Source organism: Kribbella sp. WER1, assembly GCF_054189145.1.
On record NZ_CM135186.1, the window covers coordinates 2218292 to 2234993 of the forward strand.

The following is a 16702-nucleotide window of genomic DNA, read 5'->3' on the forward strand; positions in this document are numbered from 1 at the left end:
AACGAGTCCCCCGGAATCTAACGCTCTTTCAGGTGCATACCGGAAGTAAAGGGATTACAGCTCTGTCTCAGAGGGTTCGCAGCAGGCCCAGCTCGGTCTGCACGCGGCGGTAGCCGAGCCAGTTGTTGACGGCAAGCATCGGCCCGTTGGCGTCGTCGTTCGAGGTGTACGCCGACGTGATCCCGGCCGCGATCGCCTGCCGGAGCGCGACCGACTTCACCACCTTCGCCAGCCCCTTGCCGCGGTACGCCGGGATCGTGCCGGTCATCCCGGACCACATCCGGTCACCCGCTGTCTCGACGACCGTGAACGCCGCCACCTCGGCACCGGCCATCGCCGCGACGCTGAGCGACTTGTCCAGCGACGGGCTGTTCCAGATCTCCTCGAGCCATTGGCCGTACTCCACTGCGTCCAGCGGCGAGTCGCTCGGCTCGTCCAGCGACGCGATCGAGTCGGCCTCGTACGCCGCGTGCGGGTCGACCTTGTCGAACCGGACCAGCTCGATCCCGTCCGGCGTCGGCGGCTGCTCCGGCAACCCGGTCGGCTCCGTCAGCTCCAGCCCGGCGTAGTGCATCTGCCGCGTCCCGTCGTACCCGAGCTTGCGGGCGAACTCGAGGCCCTCCGGCTGGACGAACGTGCGAACCCGCACGGCGCCGACCTCGGTCAGATGCTGGTGCAGGCGCTCGGCGAGCTCGCTGCCGATGCCCTGCTTGCGGTGGTCCGGGTGCACGAACACGAGCATCCCGGCCTGCCCGGGTTCGCTGGTCCACACGTTCAGCCCGGCCGACGCCCAGGCAACGATCTCGCCGTCGCGTTCGGCGACCAGCGGGAGGAACCGCTCCCCCGGTGCCTGCACAGTCAGCATGTGCCGGGCCGCCGCGACCGACATCACCTTGTACGGCGCCACCACCCGCCGTACCGCCGCCACCGCCTCGGCGTCGTCCGCCACAGCCTGCCGTACTACCGCCCGAGTCCTCATGCTCCGCGACCCTAGCCAGCGGGCCGTACGCACGCCACGCATTAAGAGACGTGATCGCGCGAGTCCCGTGATTCGGCTGTGGGGCGAACTCGTATTAAAGTAGCGCGGTGCTGTCGGACTGAATGCCCCGACCGCCGGAAGTGCCATCGTGGTTGCACGCGACGGGGTCACCGGCGGCGGGGCGTCCGCATCTCAGCCGTACCTCGCCACCGCGGCCCGCGCCAACTCCAGCATCCGGCCCCGCAGGTCCGCAGGCTCCAGCACCTCCAGATCACCCGCGAACCCGAGCAGTACGCCGCTCGCCGCCTCCCGGATCCGGAAGTGCAACCGCAGGTGCGGCCACTCGTCGTCGGACGGCACCGCCCGCGGCACCTCCCCCTTGCCCAGCATCGGCGCGGCGATCCGCCGGATGACGCCGACGCTCTCCGGCCGGACCCGCACCAGGACGTCGACGCCGACCGGCGCGTGCCGCTCTAGCCCGGACCGCAGCCGCTCCCACTCGGCCCGTACGTCCAGCCCGTCCGGCCGCTCGGCGGCTCGGCGGCCTCGTCCAGGAGATCCGCCTGCTCGACCCGCGACACCCGGTACATCCGCGCCGCCCCGCGATGCGCCGCCACCAGGTACCAACGGCCGGCCTGCTCCACGAGCCCCCACGGGTCGACCGTTCGTTGCTGGACGCCCCCACTGGCCGACGCGTACCGCAGTCGGACCCGACGGCGTTTGACGACCGCTTGCCGTAGTACCGGCAAGGCGCCGGTGTCCTCGGCGTCCGCGAACCAGCGACGCCGGTCGAGCACGATCGCCCCGGAGAGCGCGTCAGCGTCTCCCTGCAGCTCGGCCGGCAGAGTCGCGGACAGCTTGCCCATTGCGGAGTGGAGCGCGTCCTGCAGCCCGAGCTCGTCCGACAGCGCAGCACGCCCCGACCATGCGAACAACGCCTGCGCCTCCCGCGGCGTGAGCTCGCTGACGTCCGCCCGGTACCCCGGGAGCAGCACACAGCCGCCGTTGCGCCCGCGCTCGCAGTACACCGGCACGCCGGCCGCGGACAGCGCCTCCATGTCCCGCATCACCGTCCGCGAGGACACTTCCAGCCGCTCTGCGAGCTCCCGCGCACTCAACCGCTCGTGCCGCTGCAACAACAAGATGATCTGCAACAACCGGTCCGCCCGCATGTCCCCAACAATATGGGACAGAAGATGTCGTATATATCCCACGATGCTCTCTTCATGACTTTCGTTGAGAACGATCCCCGACCGCTCTTCGTCCGCGCCCTCGACCAGACAGAGCAGCTCGTCAACGCCACCAGCCCGGACGACCTCGCCCTGCCGACGCCGTGCGACGAGTACGACGTGAACACGCTGCTGGGGCACCTGCTGACCGTCATCGCGCGCATCAACCTCGCGTTGCAGGGCGGCGACCCGCTGACGATCCCCATGGTGACCACGGGCGTCGACGACGTACCCGCTGCGTGGAAGGAGCGTCGTGTCGCGCTCGACACCACGCTGACCGACGACACCGTGCTCGGCCGGATCTGCAAGCTGCCCTGGGCAACGCTGCCGGGCGCTGCCGCCATCGTCGGCTACACGGGCGAGCTCACGACGCACTCCTGGGACCTGGCGAAGGCCACGGGTCGCCTGAGCGAACTGGACGACGACCTGGCGACACAGGTGCTGCCGTTGGTCCAGCAGTTCATTCCGGCCGACCAGCGTGGCGGCCACGTCCCGTTCGGCCCGGTGGTGCAGGTCGCCACCGACGCGTCGCCGTACGACCAGCTGGCCGCCTGGCAGGGTCGTCAGCCCTAGACGATCCCGCCGTTCAGGGTGAGGCCGCCGTCGATCGTGATGGTCTGGCCGGTGATCCAGGACGCCTCGTCGGACAGCAGGAACCACACCAGCGACGCGACGTCCTCCGGCCGGCCCAGACGACCCAACGGGTACGTCGCCGCGACCTTGTCTTCACGCCCTTCGTAGAGCGCTCCGGCGAACTTGGTCTTCACCACCGCCGGAGCCACGGCGTTCACCCGGATCTCCGGAGCCAGTTCCACGGCCAACTCCTGCGTCACGCGTGACAGCATCGCCTTGGTGGCGCCGTACCACCCGATGCCGGGCGACGGCGCCAGCCCGGCCACCGAGGACAGGTTCACCACTGATCCGCCGTTGGTGCCCATCCACGCGTCCCGGCACGCCTTCACCCAGGCAATAGCAGCCAGCACGTTCGTGTCGACCATCTTGGAGGCCACGGCCTGATCCACGTCCAGCAGCTTCCCGTAGATCGGGTTGATGCCGGTGTTGTTCACCAACAGATCCACCGAGCCGTACCTTGCCACCGCGGCCGCCACGACCGCACCGCGATGCGTGGCGTCCGCGGCGTTGCCCGCGATCCCAAGGGCGTGCTCACGACCGCCCAAGCTCTGCACGGCCTCGTCCAGCGTCTCCTGGGTCCGCCCGGTGACGACGACACGCGCGCCGTCGGCCACTAGCCGCTGGGCGACTGCCAACCCGATCCCACGCGAGGCTCCGGTGACGATCGCCGTCCGGCCGTCCAAACTCATCAGCTGAGACGCTCGAGCACGATCGCCATACCCTGGCCGCCACCGACGCACATGGTTTCGAGGCCGAACTGCTTGTCCTCGAACTGCAGGCCGTTCACCAGCGTGGTCATGATCCGCGCACCGGTCGACCCGAACGGGTGGCCGAGCGCGATCGCGCCGCCGTGCACGTTCAGCCGGTCCTCGTCGATGCCGAGCTCGCGCGCGGACCCGATCACCTGGACCGCGAACGCCTCGTTGATCTCGACCAGGTCGATGTCGTTGATGCTCATCCCGGCCCGGGCCAGCGCCTGCTTCGACGCCTCGACGGGACCGAGCCCCATGATCTCCGGCGACAGCCCGCTGACACCGGTCGACACGATCCGCGCCAGCGGCGTCAGCCCGAGCTCGCGCGCCTTGGTGTCGCTCATGATCACGACCGCGGCGGCCCCGTCGTTCAGCGGGCAGCAGTTGCCGGCCGTCACCGTTCCGTCCGGGCGGAACACCGGCTTGAGGCCGCTGACCCCCTCGAGCGTCGTCCCCGGGCGCGGCCCGTCGTCCTTGCTCACGACGGTCCCGTCCGGCAGCGTCACCGGCGTGATCTCCCGCTCGAAGAACCCGTTGTCGATCGCCTTCTCCGCCAGGTTCTGCGAGCGGACGCCGAACACGTCCTGGTCCGCGCGGGAGATCCCGCGCAGCGTCGCGACGTTCTCCGCGGTCTGCCCCATCGAGATGTAGATGTCCGGGAGCAGCCCGTCCTGCCGCGGGTCGTGCCAGGTGTCGTTGGTCTCGGCGTACTTCTCGGTCCGCGCCACCGCGTCGGAGAAGAGCGGGTTGAACGAGCTCGGGTCCCCGACGCCCGCCGACCCGAAGTTCTTGTACCGCGAGACGCACTCGACGCCGGCGCTGACGAAGATGTCGCCCTCGCCGGCCTTGATCGCGTGGTACGCCATCCGCGCGGTCTGCGTCGACGACGCGCAGAACCGGTTCACGGTCGTCGCGGGCGTGTTGTCCCAGCCGAGCTGCACCGCGACCCGGCGCGCCATGTTCCCGCCGTGCTCGTCGTGCGGCTCCGCGCAGCCGAGCGCCAGATCCTCGATCTGGTCACCGGTGAGGCCGACCTTCTCGGTGGCCGCCTTGATCATCTGGACCGCGAGGTCGTCGGGCCGGATCGTGGTCAGCGATCCCTTGTTCGCACGGCCGATCGGCGACCGGGCCGTCGAGACGATGACTGCTTCAGGCATGTGTCGTTCCCTTTCAGAGGCCCAGGTCGCGGCCGATGAGTTCCTTCATGATCTCGTTCGAGCCGGCCCAGATCTTCGTCACCCGGGCGTCGCGCCAGGCGCGGGCCACCCGGTACTCGTTCATGTAGCCGTAGCCGCCGTGCAGCTGGACGCACGCGTCCAGGATCTCGTTCTGCACGTGCGCGCTCCACCACTTGGTCTTCGCCGCGTCCACCGCGGACAGCCGGTCCTCGTCGTGCGCGACGATCGCGTTGTCGACGTACGCCTGGGTCACCTCGGCCTTGGTGACCAGCTCGGCGATCAGGAACTTGTTGTACTGGAACGAGCCGACCGGCTGGCCGAACGCCTTGCGCTGCTTCACGTACTCGACCGTCTCGGCCAGGATCTGGGTGGCGTGCGCGATGTTCGACACCGCGGCGCCGATCCGCTCCTGCGCGAGCCGCTCCATCATGTGGATGAAGCCCCGGTCCACCTCGCCCAGGACGTTGTCATCGGCAACGAAGACGTCCTCGAAGAACAGCTCCGAGGTACCGGACTCGGTCTGGCCGACCTTGTCCAGCTTGCGGCCGCGGGCGAACCCGGCCATCCCCTCCTCGACCACGAACAGCGTGATGCCCTTCGCGCCCTTGGACGGGTCGGTGCGGGCGGCGACGATCACCAGGTCGGCCATGTCGCCGTTCGTGATGAACGTCTTCGACCCGTTCAGCACCCAGCCGCCGTCGGTCTTCTTCGCCGACGTCTTCAGCGCGGCCAGGTCCGACCCGCCGGACGGCTCGGTCATCCCGATCGCGGCGACGTACTCGCCGGAGCAGAACTTCGGCAGCCAGCGCTGCTTCTGCTCCTCGGTGCCGAGGTCCACGAAGTACGGCGCGGCGCAGTCGTAGTGGATGCCGAAACAGCTCGACAGCGACGCGGAGACCTTCGACACCTCCTCCGCGAACACCGCGTTGAACCGGTAGTCGCCGACACTCGAACCGCCGTACTCCTCCGGCACGTCCAGCCCGAGGAAGCCCTGCTTGCCGGCTTCCAGCCAGACGGCGCGGTCGATCGTCTTCTCGTCGAGGAACTGCTCCATCCGCGGCACCAGCGAGCGGTCGCAGTACTCCTTCGCGCTGGCACGGAAAGCGTGGTGGTCCTCGTTGAAGATGACGCGCTCCATCCGGGCCTCCCCAAGGTGTGAGATGGTTTGCTAAGCGCTTGCTTAGCTTCACGCGTTTGGTGCAAGGTGTCAACGTGTCCGCAGTCACCGACCCCCTGGTCTGGGAGCACGTCCAGCCCGCCGCAGCCCGCCGGCTACTGACCGGCGCCGTCGACGCGTTCGCCGAGCGCGGATACCAGGCGACCACGACCCGCGACATCGCCTCCCGCGCGGGCATGAGCCCCGCCGCGCTCTACATGCACTACCCGTCCAAGGAACGCCTGCTCTTCGAGATCAGCCTCTACGGCCACAAGGCAGCCCTCGAGGTACTGCGTTCCGCGGACACCGACCCGGCGCCTGCCGACCGGCTGCACTCCTTGGTGGCCGCCTTCACCGCCTGGCACGCGGAGCACCACACGATCGCCCGCGTGGTCCAGTACGAGCTGGCCGCCCTGTCCCCCGAGCACCTGGCCGAGGTCGCGACGATCCGCCGCGCCATCTCCACCCAGATCGAGCGGGTCCTCGCCGACGGGGTCACGGACGGCTCGTTCGCCGTCACGGACCTCCCTGGTACGACGCTCGCCGTACTGTCCCTGTCGATCGACGTCGCCCGCTGGTACACCCCGCACCGCGGCGACCCGGCCGCCCTCGGCAAGCTGTACGCCGACCTCGCGCACCGGATGGTCCAGGCATAGCAAAACCCCGCACCACCTGGGTGCGGGGTTTTCGCCGGGAAGCTCAGGCCTGCAGCGCGGCCTGGACGTCGAGGTGGATGTCCACCTTGTCGCCGATCAGCAGCTTGCCGCCCTCCAGCGGGACGTTGAAGTCGATGCCCCACTCCTTGCGGCTGATCGACGCGGAGGCCTCGAAACCGATGATGGTCTGGCCGTACGCGTTCTGGTCGACACCGAGGAACTCGAACGCGAGCTCGATCGGCTTGGTGACGTCCTTGATGGTCAGGTCGCCGGCGAGCACGTAGTCGTCACCCTCCGCCTTGACGGCGGTGCTGACGAAGGTCATCTTCGGGCTCTTCTCGGCGTCGAAGAAGTCGCCGGAGCGCAGGTGCCCGTCGCGCTGCTCGTTGCGGGTGTGCACGGAAGCCAGCTCCACGGAGACGTTCGTCACGGAGTCCTCGATGGTGTCCTTGACGACGATCTCGCCGCTGAAGTCCTCGAACGTGCCGCGGACCTTGGTCATCAGGTGCCGGACGGTGAAGCCGATCTCGGTGTGCGCGGCGTCGATGGCGTAGGTACCGGCGGCCAGGCCGGGGATGGTGCTGGTCAGGGTGCCGGTGGTGGTGTCGCTCATGAGGTCCTCTCGGGAAGGTGGTGCCACTGGTCGGGGGCGACGCAGCCTGGTTCAATAGTTAAAGCTTCAACCGATGACTACGACGGTAGGCAATAACAGTTTAAATGTCAACCACATTCCCGGTACACTGATCTGGTGACGATGGAGACTGAGATGGACAGGGGGACTCGGTGGCTCGACGCCGAGCAGCAGGTGGCGTGGCGGGCCTACCTGCTGGGGACCGCACGCCTGATGGCGAAGCTCGATGACGACCTTCGTCAGTTCGGCCTGGGGATCAACGACTACGAGATCCTCGTCCGGCTCTCCGAGGCGCCCGACCGGCGTCTCCGGATGGCCGACCTGGCCGACCGGCTGCACCAGAGCCGGTCGCGCCTGACCCACACCGTCGGCCGCCTCGAGGCCGCCGAACTCGTCCGCCGGACGTCGTGCACGAGCGACAAGCGCGGCGTCTGGGCCGAGCTCACCGACGCCGGCTTCGCCCTGCTCGAGCAGGCCGCGCCGTACCACGTGGACGGCGTCCGGGAGAACCTCGTCGACCTCGCCAGCCCCGACGACTTCGCCGCGGTCGGGCGGGTCTTCGACGCCGTCTCCGAGCACATCGGCCAGCGCTGACAGCTGCTCACCTGCCGGTCGGGGCCGGGCTGATCTCCAGCACGGCCTCGTCCCGGTCGGCACCCCGGTAGGCCAGCATCGCGTCCCGCATCCGCCGTTTCAGCGGCGGCACGTGGTTGACCGTGCGCATCGCCGTCCGCATGCCGGCCAGCGCCAGCCGCCCGATCACCGGCTTGTGCACCGGGTCGTCCGCCGTCATCTGGGCGCGCGACTTGATCACGGCGTCGAAACCGTACTCGATCATCTTCGTCTCGTAGTCGCGGACCGCCGCGACCAGCTCCCGGCGGCCGTCCCGGACGTCGATCAGCGCACGACAGAGGTTCACGGCGTCCCGCAGCGCGGTGTTCGCGCCGACGCCGCGGCCCGGGGTCATCGTATGAATCGCGTCACCGATCAGCGTGACGTTCGTACTCTCCCAGGGCTCCAGCGGGACCGAGGTCCAGATGTTCACCGGGAAGCACGTGCCCCGATCGGTGAGCTCGAACAGGCGGCGTAGGTTCGGGTGCCAGTCGGGCGTCAGGTCGAGCGCGACCTTGATCAGCTCGTCGCCCTTGAGGTCCATGATGTTCGCGGGCAGCTTGTCCCGGGTCGCCGACAGGCCCCAGTTGATGTAGTCGCGGGTGTTGTCGAACTGCAGCCCGGGCCATTGCCGGATCAGTTCCTCCGTGTTGCCGCCGATCCCGTGCTTCACCCGGCCGTCGCGGTCCCACTGGAACTCCATCACGTGGATGATGCAGAACAGCCCGCGAGGGGCGTTGATCATCGAGATGCCCTCGAACACCTTCGGCGACAGCAGCTCGGCGCTCTCGTCGGTGATCGGCAGCTTCCCCGCGATCGCGACGATCCCGGTCTCCTCGGTCTGCGCCTGCGGCAGGTACTGCCGGCGTACCCGGGAGCCGGAGCCGTCGGCGGCCACCAGCAGGTCCCCGGTCGCCTCGGTACCGTCGGCGAAGTACGCCGTCACGTGGTCGTCGTACTGCTCGAAGCGCTGGAACTCCTTGCCGAACTCGACGACGTCCTCCAGGCCGGTCAGCAGCACCTGGCGGAGCGTCATCCGGCTGATCGACTTCTCGCTCTCGACCGGGTCCGTCGACGGCGGGACCTCCATCGACAGGACCTCCTTGAAGCCCTCGGTGAGCATGTTGAAGTACTTCGGGTCGCGCGCCTTCGTGGCGACGAACGTGTCGTACAGCTCGGGCGGCAGCAGTGAGTGCAGCGCGCGACTGCCGTCCGGGTCGATCCCGACCCGGTAGCCGTGCAGTCCGTCGGTGCGCAGGGCGTCGCGCTCGAACACCGCCACCTCGACCCCGGCGCGGAGCAGACCGTGCGCCAGCGCGAGCCCGCCGGTTCCGCCGCCGATTACCAGCACCTTCATGTTCTCTCGTCCCTTCGAGTATCTTGGTATTCCGAGTATCTTGGAGATCCGAGAGAAATGCAAGCCCTATGCTGAGGCGGACCATGACAAGTACCCGTGACGAGCTGACCGGCGAGATCCAGCAGCGAATGGTCCGGCTGATCGCCCAGGTCGTGCTGTTCAACCACGCGATCTCGGCCAAGGTCGGGCTCGGCGCCAGCGACTCGCAGTTCATGACGCTGCTGCAGACGTACGGACCGCTGACCCCGCGCCAGCTCACCGAACACACCGGCCTCACCTCCGGCACGGTCACCGGCGTCATCGACCGGCTCGAGGCGCACGGCTTCGTCAGCCGCCGGCCGGATCCGGCCGACCGCCGCAAGGTCGTCGTCACACCGTCGCTGGAGGCGATCAACGAGCGGCTCGCCCCGCTGTACGCGGACCAGGGCAACCGGCTGGCCGGCGTCCTCGCGACCCGTACCGTCGAGGAGCTCGAAACGATCTCGGCGTTCCTCAACGACTCGGTCGCTGAAGCCAGGGACTAAACCGTTTGAGGACGGCACCGCCGTCCGGGACCCTGCTGCACGTGACCGAACCTCATCAGGACGGCCGCGCCGGCATCGATGCGGCGCTGGTACGGCGACTCATCGCCCATCAGTTCCCGCAATGGGCCGACCTACCGGTGACACCGGTCGCGGTCGACGGCTGGGACAACCGCACGTACCGGCTGGGCCCCGAGCTCACCGCCCGCCTGCCGACGGCCGCGGCGTACGTCGCCGCCGTCGCGAAGGAACACACCTGGCTCCCGCGGCTGGCCCCGGAACTGCCGGTCGAGATCCCCGAGCCCGTGGCTCTCGGCGAACCCGGGTTCGGCTATCCACACCCGTGGGCGATCCGGCGCTGGATCTCGGGCGAGACGGTGACGACCGTGGACGACCACGACGAGTTCGCCCGTTCGGTCGCCGACTTCGTCCTCGCGCTGCAGAACGTCGACGCGACCGGCGGCCCGCTCGCCGGAGCGCACAGCTTCTACCGGGGCGCGTCGCTGGAGCACTACCACGACGAGACGGTCGACGCCCTCGCCGTACTGAAGGGCCGCATCGACACGGACCGCTGCCGCGAGATCTGGGACGCGGCACTCGCGGCGCCGTGGGACGGGCCGCCGGTGTGGTTCCACGGCGACATCGCCAGCGGCAACCTCCTCGTCCGCGACGGCCGGCTCTCCGCGGTCATCGACTTCGGTACGTCGGGCGTCGGCGACCCCGCGTGCGACCTGGTGATCGCGTACACGTTCTTCTCCGGCTCCTCCCGCGCCACCTTCCGCGAAGCCGTCGCCCAGGACGACGAGATGTGGGCGCGCGCCCGCGGCTGGGCACTCTGGAAGGCCCTCATCACCTACGAGACACCCGCCAGCCGTCGGGTGATCGACGACGTGCTCGCAAACGCTTGACCCTGGTGCGGGGCGCACACTGGGAGCATCCCTCCATGAAAAGAGCAGATCGATGAGCAGCCCCATCCAGCCCCCGGATGGCAGCGCCCAACTACCGGCCCAAGTGCCGGAAGGCCACGTTCTGGTCAGCAGCAGATGCTGGTCCTGCGGAGCCTTGTTGGGTAAGCATGTCCCCCTCCGGCAGCGCCGTCACCAACATTTCACCTGGACCTGTGAGACCTGCGACGTCGGCTGGGCCGGACCAGGGTCGGATCTGGCCCGTTCCGCCTGAGCCGGCGGAAGGTTCGGACGGGGTCGGCCGCCGGGACCGGCCCCGCCCATGGCGTGTCAGCTGATGCCGACCTCGTGGAAGGCTGCCCTGACGGTCTGCGGTGCCTGGCGGGCGACCACGCCGTCACGCGCCAGGATGCGCGCCATCTCGCTCGCCACATGGGCCGTGTCGGCGAACACCGCCGTCGGCCACAGGTTCTGCAGGGTCGCGTACCAGAGCTTGGCCGCAGGGAAGCTGCCGAGGTCGGTCGCGATCAGGTAGAACACCCGGTTGATAATCCCGCTGTTGACGTGCGGGTCGCCGTTCGGCACGTAGCCCGCCATACTGTCCGGCTGCGGGTCCTTGCCGAGCAGCGGATCGTCGTACGCCGTCCCCGGATGCGCCATCGACCGGATCGCTTCGCCGTACAGGTCGTCGGCCATCACGCCTTCACCGATCAGCCAGTTGAACGTCCCGGCATCCTGGCCGCTGACGTACTGGTCGATGCACGCGCCCATGATGTCCGACGTGGCTTCGTTGAGCGCCCCGGTCTGGTCGGTGTACCCGAGGCCGGCGGTGTACTGCGTGACGCCGTGGGTCAGCTCGTGACCGGGGACGTCGACGTCATTCGTGAAATCCTTGAAGATGACGTTGTCGCCGTTCCCGAACACCATTTCGGAGCCGTCCCAGAACGCATTGTCGTACTGGACACCGAAATTGACGTTTCCGTCGATGGTCAGGCCCGCATTGTCGATCGACTCGCGGCCGAGCACGTCGTGGTAGAACTTCCGGGTCGCGGCCAGCGCGTCGTACGCGGCGTTGACGTTCGCGCCCGCGACCGGCGGGTCGTCGGGGCCGCGAACCAGTTGGACGTTGACGTTCCACTGGTTCTGGTCGTCGTAGATGGCGATGTCACTCTTGCCCGGCTGGGGCTGAGTAAGCGTTTGAAGGGTCGCGTAGGTCGCGCTCTTGCGCTGTTGCCGTAAGGCCTGGTCGGCAATGGCGCCGCGGACGGCGTTCTGCTCCCGGCCCTGCCGCTGCGCGGACCTGGCGATATGGTCGGTGATGTGTGGCGGAACGAAGAAACATGTTGGTGTTGCCATCATTGATACTCCTGGACTCCGAGTGGCGGATGTAGCTGCGGCACTCCGCGCACACGGCGGACCGCGCGCACGCGCGGCCGTCCACCCGAAACCTGCCATAGCCCCCCACCACCCCACGGCCGCGGGGCGGAACGGTTACACCCAGTTGATACCCGGAAACGACAGTTGTCCAGACCGGGGGCTATTCGTTGCAAATACCAACAATTGCCATTCGCATTTATTGATCAAACCAGCGCGGTAACGCCTTCGTATTCACCGATCGGCGCACTTCCGACGGCCTCGTACTCGAGCAGGAGCAGCCCGCCCGGGGTCGCCTCGTGCTTCGTGAGCTTCAGCCCCGCGGTCTCCCCCGGCTGCTCGAACAACCGGCGTCCGTCGCCGATCACCGTCGGCGCCACCACCAGCCGGATCACGTCCAGCAACCCGGCCGCAGCGAGTGCTCGCCCCAGTCGTCCGCTCCCGTGCACCTGCAACTCGGATCCAGGTCGATCCTTGAGCTGCCCGACAGCTTCCAAGGACCTCAGCACGGTCACCGGCTGCCAACCGGCCTCGCCGATCGTCGTACTGACGACGTACTTCGGCAGCGAGTTCATCAGCTCGGTGAAGGGATCATCCGGATCGGTGATCGCCGGCCAGTCCCGCGCGAACGCCTCGTACGTCCGCCGGCCGAGCACCAGCCCGTCCGCGAGCCGCAGCCACTCGGCGGCCCGCCGTACGAAGGTCTCGTCCATGTACGGCACCAGCCAACCGCCCCGGGTGAACCCGTCACTCATGTCCTCGGTCGGCGAGCCCGGACCCTGATACACCCCATCCAGCGTCACGAACTCCGTCAGTACCAGCCTCATCCCTCGACCACCGCCGCGAGCTGCTTGGTCACGGTGCCCCACCCGTCCGCGAACCCGAGCTCCGCGTGCAGCCGCCGGCTGGCCGGATCCCCGTGCCGCGCGATCATCCGGTACTCCGTACCCTCCGGGTGCTCGGCCAGCAGCACCTCGGCCGTGACCGCGATCGGCTGCGGGGCCGCCGGCCGCCAGGCGCTGTCGATCGCATTCGTGAACACGATCCGCTCGAGCTCGTCGACCACCAGGAAGCTCGCGTCGAGATGCGGCCCGAACGTCGTGCCGTCGTCGCTCAGCTCGGTCACCATCGCGCCACCTGGGCGCACCTCGAGACGGCGTACCCGGCAGATCGCCGGCGCCGGAACCCACCACTGCGCGAACCGTTCCGGATCACTCCACGCCCGCCAGACCTTCTCCCGTGGCGCCCGGATCACCCGCTCCACAACCAGATCCAGCTCCGGATCGAACTCCGACTTCACACGTCCTCCTCGGTGACGAAGCGCTCCAACCGATCGGTGCGCTCTTCCCAGATCCGCCGCTGCTCGGCCAGCCAGTCGTCGACGACGGCGAGCCGTTCACGGTTCAGCACGCAGGTCCGCACCCGGCCGGTCTTGACCGTGCGGATCAGCCCGTTCGACTCGAGCGTCCGGACGTGCTTCATGAACGACGGCAGCGTGATCGGGTACTCCGCGGCGAGTTCACCCACGCTCGTCGGGCCACGACCGAGCCGCCGGATCACGCTCCGGCGGGTCGGGTCGGCCAGTGCGACGAACACCCCGTCGACCTCATACTGTGCCATGAGGCTAAGTATTGCGTTGTCTCGATACTTAGCGCAAGGGCTAAGTATTCGGCGCCGAAAAACCCCGCCTCCGGTACTCGGAGACGGGGTCGTTTCGGTCAGTCGCGGGTGAGCCGGCGGTGCGTCACCCGGTGCGGGCGGGCCGCCTCCGGGCCGAGGCGCTCGATCTTGTTCGCCTCGTAGGACGCGAAGTTGCCCTCGAACCAGAACCACTGGGCCTCGTCCTCGGCGGTGCCCTCCCAGGCGAGGATGTGGGTCGCGACGCGGTCCAGGAACCACCGGTCGTGGGACACGACCACCGCACAGCCCGGGAACTCCAGCAGCGCGTCCTCCAGGGACTGCAGGGTCTCGACGTCCAGGTCGTTGGTCGGCTCGTCGAGGAGCAGCAGGTTGCCGCCCATCTTCAGGGTCAGCGCCAGGTTCAGCCGGTTCCGCTCACCGCCGGACAGGACGCCGGTCGGCTTCTGCTGGTCCGGGCCCTTGAACCCGAACGAGGCGACGTACGCCCGGCTCGGCATCTCGAAGTTCGCGACCTTGATGTGGTCGAGGCCGTCGGACACCTGCTCCCAGACGGTCTTCTTCGGGTCCAGGCCGCCGCGCGACTGGTCGACGTACGAGATCTTGACCGTCTCACCGAGCTTGAGCGAGCCCGCGTCGGGCTGCTCCTCGCCGACGATCATCCGGAACAGCGTCGACTTGCCGACGCCGTTCGGACCGACGATGCCGACGATGCCGGCCCGCGGCAGGCTGAAGCTCAGCCCGTCGATCAGCTTGCGGTCGCCGAAGCCCTTGACCAGCTTCGAGACCTCGAGCACGGTGCTGCCCAGCCGCGGACCGGCCGGGATGTTGATCTCGTCGATGTCCAGCTTCCGCGACCGCTCGGCCTCGGCGGCGAGCTCCTCGTAGCGCGCCAGCCGGGCCTTGCTCTTGGTCTGCCGGGCCTTCGCGTTCGACCGGACCCACTCGAGCTCGCGCTCCAGGATCTTCTGCCGCTTGGCGTCCTTCTGCCCCTCGACCACCAGCCGCTGCTGCTTGGTCTCCAGGTACTTCGAGTAGTTGCCCTCGTAGCCGTACGTCCGGCCGCGGTCGAGCTCCAGGATCCACTCGGCGACGTTGTCCAGGAAGTACCGGTCGTGGGTGATCGCCATGACGGCGCCCGGGTACTTCTGCAGGTGCTGCTCCAGCCACAGCACGGACTCGGCGTCCAGGTGGTTGGTGGGCTCGTCGAGCAGCAGCAGGTCCGGCTGCTGGAGCAGCAGCTTGCAGAGCGCGACCCGGCGGCGCTCACCACCGGACAGGTTGTCGACGATCGCGTCCGGCGGCGGGCAGCGCAGCGCATCCATCGCCTGCTCGAGCTGGGCGTCGATGTCCCACGCGTTGCGGTGGTCCAGCTCGGTCTGCAGGTCACCCATCTCGGCCAGCAGCGTGTCGTAGTCCGCGTCCGGGTCGGCCAGCTCGGCGGAGATCTCGTTGAAGCGGTCGAGCTTCTGCTTGGTGTCGCCGACCCCTTCCTCGACGTTCTCCAGCACGGTCTTGCCCTCGGTCAGCGGCGGCTCCTGCAGCAGGATCCCGACCGTCGAGTCGTCGGCCAGCCGCGCCTCGCCGTTGTTCGGGTGCTCGAGCCCGGCCATGATCTTGAACAGCGAGGACTTGCCGGTGCCGTTCGGGCCGACCACGCCGATCTTCGCCCCGATCAGGAAGTTCAGCGTGACGTTGTCGAGAACGACCTTGTCGCCGTACGCCTTCCGGACGTTGCGAAGCGTGTAGATGAATTCCGCCATACCCAGAGCCTATGTGCTCCGCCACCCCGTTTCCCAACCGGTTGTCCACACCCCCGAACTTCACCCGCCGGCCCGAGCCCCGTTCGGTGCACCTTCTCCGTCGACATCCACGAACGGAAGGCACACGCCATGAGCCTCGGCGACACTCATCTCACAGTCCTGGGCTGGATCGGCAGCGATCCCGACTTCAAGGAGATTCGGCAGACCCCGCAGACCTCCTTCCGCCTCGGGTCCACACCACGCCAGTTCGACAAGACCCTCAACTCCTACGTCGACAAACCCACTACGTGGTACACGGTCCAGTGCTGGCGAAGCCTTGCCCGCAACGCCTTCGAGTCCATCAAGGTCGGCCAGCCGGTGATCGTCACCGGCCGCCTCCGCACGCACGAGTGGACCGACGACTCCGGCGAGCAGCACAGCCGCGTGATCCTCGAAGCCTTCTCACTCGGCCACGACCTCAGCCGCGGCACCACGACCTTCATCAAGAGCGCACCACGCTCCGAATCGTTCGAATCCGCTTCACACACACCCGAGGTGGCCGCCGCGCCGTACCCACCCGACGAGTTCACCGCCACTCCACTCCCCCTCTCCGCCGAACACCCAGCGGCCGCCTGATTATGTCACCGTTGACTTATATAAGCCCCGCCCGGCATTCTGGTGCCCTACCCAGCGACCCACCAGGAGAGGGAATCACCCGTGATCGACATCCTCGAGCACATCAACGCGATCCAGCGCGAGGTCAGCCGGACCGGCGAGACCGTGACGGTGCTGATGCGCCGCACCTACCGGGCCGAGCCCGAGGAGCTGTGGGACGCGCTCACGGACCCGGAGCGGATGCGCCGCTGGTTCTGGCCGGTGAGCGGCGACTTCCGGGTCGGCGGCAGCTTCCAGCTCGAGCAGAACGCCGGCGGCGAGATCCTCGAGTGCGAGCCGCCGAAGCGGTTCAAGGTCACCTTCGGCGGACCGACCAGCCTGCTGGAGCTGCGCCTGCTGCGCGGCTCCGGCTCGTCGACGGACCTGGAGCTCGAGCATTCGATGGCCGAGGCTCCCGCTCCGGGCGGCGCAGGAGCGCTCTGGGTCGGCCCCGGGTGGGACGGCGGCTTGCTCGGCCTCGCCCTCTACGTGGACGGCGAGCTCCCGGCGGACAGCAACCCCGTCGAGATGGCGGACTCGCCGGAAGTCCTGCAGTTCAACGAGAAATCCGTCCGGGCCTGGATCGAGTCGATCCGCGCCTCCGGCACGACCGAGGAGAAGGACCTGCTCGAGGCCGCCAAGGTCTCGATGGCACAGTTCGCCCCTGGCACCGAGCTGTAACCAC

20 protein-coding genes are annotated in these 16702 nt (G+C 68.4%); 7 read left to right on the forward strand and 13 right to left on the reverse strand.

The features are described from left to right. Positions 1-67 precede the first annotated feature (67 nt). The 3 genes from ACXJJ3_RS10870 to ACXJJ3_RS10880 all read right to left on the reverse strand — a co-directional run bounded on the left by ACXJJ3_RS10870 (position 68) and on the right by ACXJJ3_RS10880 (position 2151). Complete coding sequence (locus ACXJJ3_RS10870; protein WP_458169848.1) at positions 68-979, reverse strand: GNAT family N-acetyltransferase; 912 nt, start codon at positions 977-979, stop codon at positions 68-70. 192 nt (positions 980-1171) lie between these two features. Then, a complete protein-coding gene (locus ACXJJ3_RS10875; protein WP_458169849.1) occupies positions 1172-1420 on the reverse strand; it encodes a WCX domain-containing protein in 249 nt (82 codons plus the stop codon). A gap of 32 nt (positions 1421-1452) precedes the next feature. After that, the gene (locus ACXJJ3_RS10880; protein WP_458169850.1) at positions 1453-2151 is read right to left on the reverse strand and encodes a helix-turn-helix transcriptional regulator; all 699 of its coding nucleotides are present in this window, start codon (positions 2149-2151) and stop codon (positions 1453-1455) included. 54 nt (positions 2152-2205) lie between these two features. On the opposite strand from ACXJJ3_RS10880, the gene ACXJJ3_RS10885 reads away from it, so the two are divergent. After that, positions 2206-2781 (forward strand): TIGR03086 family metal-binding protein, encoded by a 576-nt coding sequence (locus ACXJJ3_RS10885; protein WP_458169851.1) that lies wholly within the window; start codon positions 2206-2208, stop codon positions 2779-2781. Here the strand turns inward: ACXJJ3_RS10885 and ACXJJ3_RS10890 are convergent. From ACXJJ3_RS10890 to ACXJJ3_RS10900, 3 genes are read right to left on the reverse strand one after another with little or no spacing between them, the layout of a single operon-like run. Continuing rightward, positions 2778-3530, reverse strand: a complete 753-nt coding sequence (locus ACXJJ3_RS10890) for an SDR family oxidoreductase (protein ID WP_458169852.1) — start codon at positions 3528-3530, stop codon at positions 2778-2780. The two genes, ACXJJ3_RS10885 and ACXJJ3_RS10890, sit on opposite strands and share 4 nt — an antisense overlap. Beyond that, positions 3530-4750 carry an acetyl-CoA C-acetyltransferase gene (locus ACXJJ3_RS10895; protein WP_458169853.1) on the reverse strand — a complete coding sequence of 407 codons (1221 nt, stop codon included), beginning with the start codon at positions 4748-4750 and terminating at the stop codon, positions 3530-3532. The genes ACXJJ3_RS10890 and ACXJJ3_RS10895 overlap by 1 nt, the downstream gene beginning before the upstream one ends. A 13-nt stretch (positions 4751-4763) precedes the next feature. After that, the gene (locus ACXJJ3_RS10900; protein WP_458169854.1) at positions 4764-5909 is read right to left on the reverse strand and encodes an acyl-CoA dehydrogenase family protein; all 1146 of its coding nucleotides are present in this window, start codon (positions 5907-5909) and stop codon (positions 4764-4766) included. A gap of 74 nt (positions 5910-5983) precedes the next feature. Here ACXJJ3_RS10900 and ACXJJ3_RS10905 point away from each other — a divergent pair, with 74 nt between their 5' ends. Then, positions 5984-6583, forward strand: coding sequence for a TetR family transcriptional regulator (locus ACXJJ3_RS10905; RefSeq protein ID WP_458169855.1), 600 nt, complete (start codon positions 5984-5986; stop codon positions 6581-6583). A gap of 43 nt (positions 6584-6626) precedes the next feature. Here ACXJJ3_RS10905 and ACXJJ3_RS10910 read toward each other — a convergent pair whose 3' ends face one another. Beyond that, the gene (locus ACXJJ3_RS10910; RefSeq protein WP_458169856.1) at positions 6627-7196 is read right to left on the reverse strand and encodes a YceI family protein; all 570 of its coding nucleotides are present in this window, start codon (positions 7194-7196) and stop codon (positions 6627-6629) included. A gap of 153 nt (positions 7197-7349) precedes the next feature. On the opposite strand from ACXJJ3_RS10910, the gene ACXJJ3_RS10915 reads away from it, so the two are divergent. Next, the gene (locus tag ACXJJ3_RS10915) at positions 7350-7808 is read left to right on the forward strand and encodes a MarR family winged helix-turn-helix transcriptional regulator (protein ID WP_458171880.1); all 459 of its coding nucleotides are present in this window, start codon (positions 7350-7352) and stop codon (positions 7806-7808) included. A 7-nt stretch (positions 7809-7815) separates the two neighbouring features. On the opposite strand, the gene ACXJJ3_RS10920 is transcribed toward ACXJJ3_RS10915, so the two are convergent. Next, entirely contained in the window at positions 7816-9183 is a 1368-nt protein-coding gene (locus ACXJJ3_RS10920) for an FAD-dependent oxidoreductase (RefSeq protein WP_458169857.1), read from the reverse strand. Between the two features lie 83 nt (positions 9184-9266). Between ACXJJ3_RS10920 and ACXJJ3_RS10925 the strand changes: the two genes are divergently transcribed. Together ACXJJ3_RS10925 and ACXJJ3_RS10930 are read left to right on the forward strand one after the other, a co-directional pair. Continuing rightward, a complete protein-coding gene (locus ACXJJ3_RS10925; RefSeq protein ID WP_458169858.1) occupies positions 9267-9707 on the forward strand; it encodes a MarR family winged helix-turn-helix transcriptional regulator in 441 nt (146 codons plus the stop codon). Positions 9708-9748: 41 nt separating this feature from the next. Beyond that, the gene (locus tag ACXJJ3_RS10930; protein ID WP_458169859.1) at positions 9749-10612 is read left to right on the forward strand and encodes an aminoglycoside phosphotransferase family protein; all 864 of its coding nucleotides are present in this window, start codon (positions 9749-9751) and stop codon (positions 10610-10612) included. Positions 10613-10939: 327 nt separating this feature from the next. Here ACXJJ3_RS10930 and ACXJJ3_RS10935 read toward each other — a convergent pair whose 3' ends face one another. From ACXJJ3_RS10935 to ettA, 5 genes are all read right to left on the reverse strand, one after another. After that, the gene (locus ACXJJ3_RS10935; RefSeq protein ID WP_458169860.1) at positions 10940-11965 is read right to left on the reverse strand and encodes a M4 family metallopeptidase; all 1026 of its coding nucleotides are present in this window, start codon (positions 11963-11965) and stop codon (positions 10940-10942) included. A gap of 224 nt (positions 11966-12189) precedes the next feature. After that, positions 12190-12810, reverse strand: coding sequence for a dihydrofolate reductase family protein (locus ACXJJ3_RS10940; protein WP_458169861.1), 621 nt, complete (start codon positions 12808-12810; stop codon positions 12190-12192). Continuing rightward, positions 12807-13283 carry an SRPBCC domain-containing protein gene (locus ACXJJ3_RS10945; protein ID WP_458169862.1) on the reverse strand — a complete coding sequence of 159 codons (477 nt, stop codon included), beginning with the start codon at positions 13281-13283 and terminating at the stop codon, positions 12807-12809. Before ACXJJ3_RS10945 ends, ACXJJ3_RS10940 begins: the two co-directional genes overlap by 4 nt. Further along, entirely contained in the window at positions 13280-13603 is a 324-nt protein-coding gene (locus tag ACXJJ3_RS10950) for an ArsR/SmtB family transcription factor (RefSeq protein WP_325037668.1), read from the reverse strand. The genes ACXJJ3_RS10945 and ACXJJ3_RS10950 overlap by 4 nt, the downstream gene beginning before the upstream one ends. A 98-nt stretch (positions 13604-13701) precedes the next feature. After that, a complete protein-coding gene (ettA, locus tag ACXJJ3_RS10955; protein WP_458169863.1) occupies positions 13702-15384 on the reverse strand; it encodes an energy-dependent translational throttle protein EttA in 1683 nt (560 codons plus the stop codon). 129 nt (positions 15385-15513) lie between these two features. Here ettA and ACXJJ3_RS10960 point away from each other — a divergent pair, with 129 nt between their 5' ends. Then, complete coding sequence (locus ACXJJ3_RS10960; RefSeq protein ID WP_458169864.1) at positions 15514-15999, forward strand: single-stranded DNA-binding protein; 486 nt, start codon at positions 15514-15516, stop codon at positions 15997-15999. A gap of 81 nt (positions 16000-16080) precedes the next feature. After that, positions 16081-16698, forward strand: a complete 618-nt coding sequence (locus ACXJJ3_RS10965; protein WP_458169865.1) for an SRPBCC family protein — start codon at positions 16081-16083, stop codon at positions 16696-16698. Positions 16699-16702 lie beyond the last annotated feature (4 nt).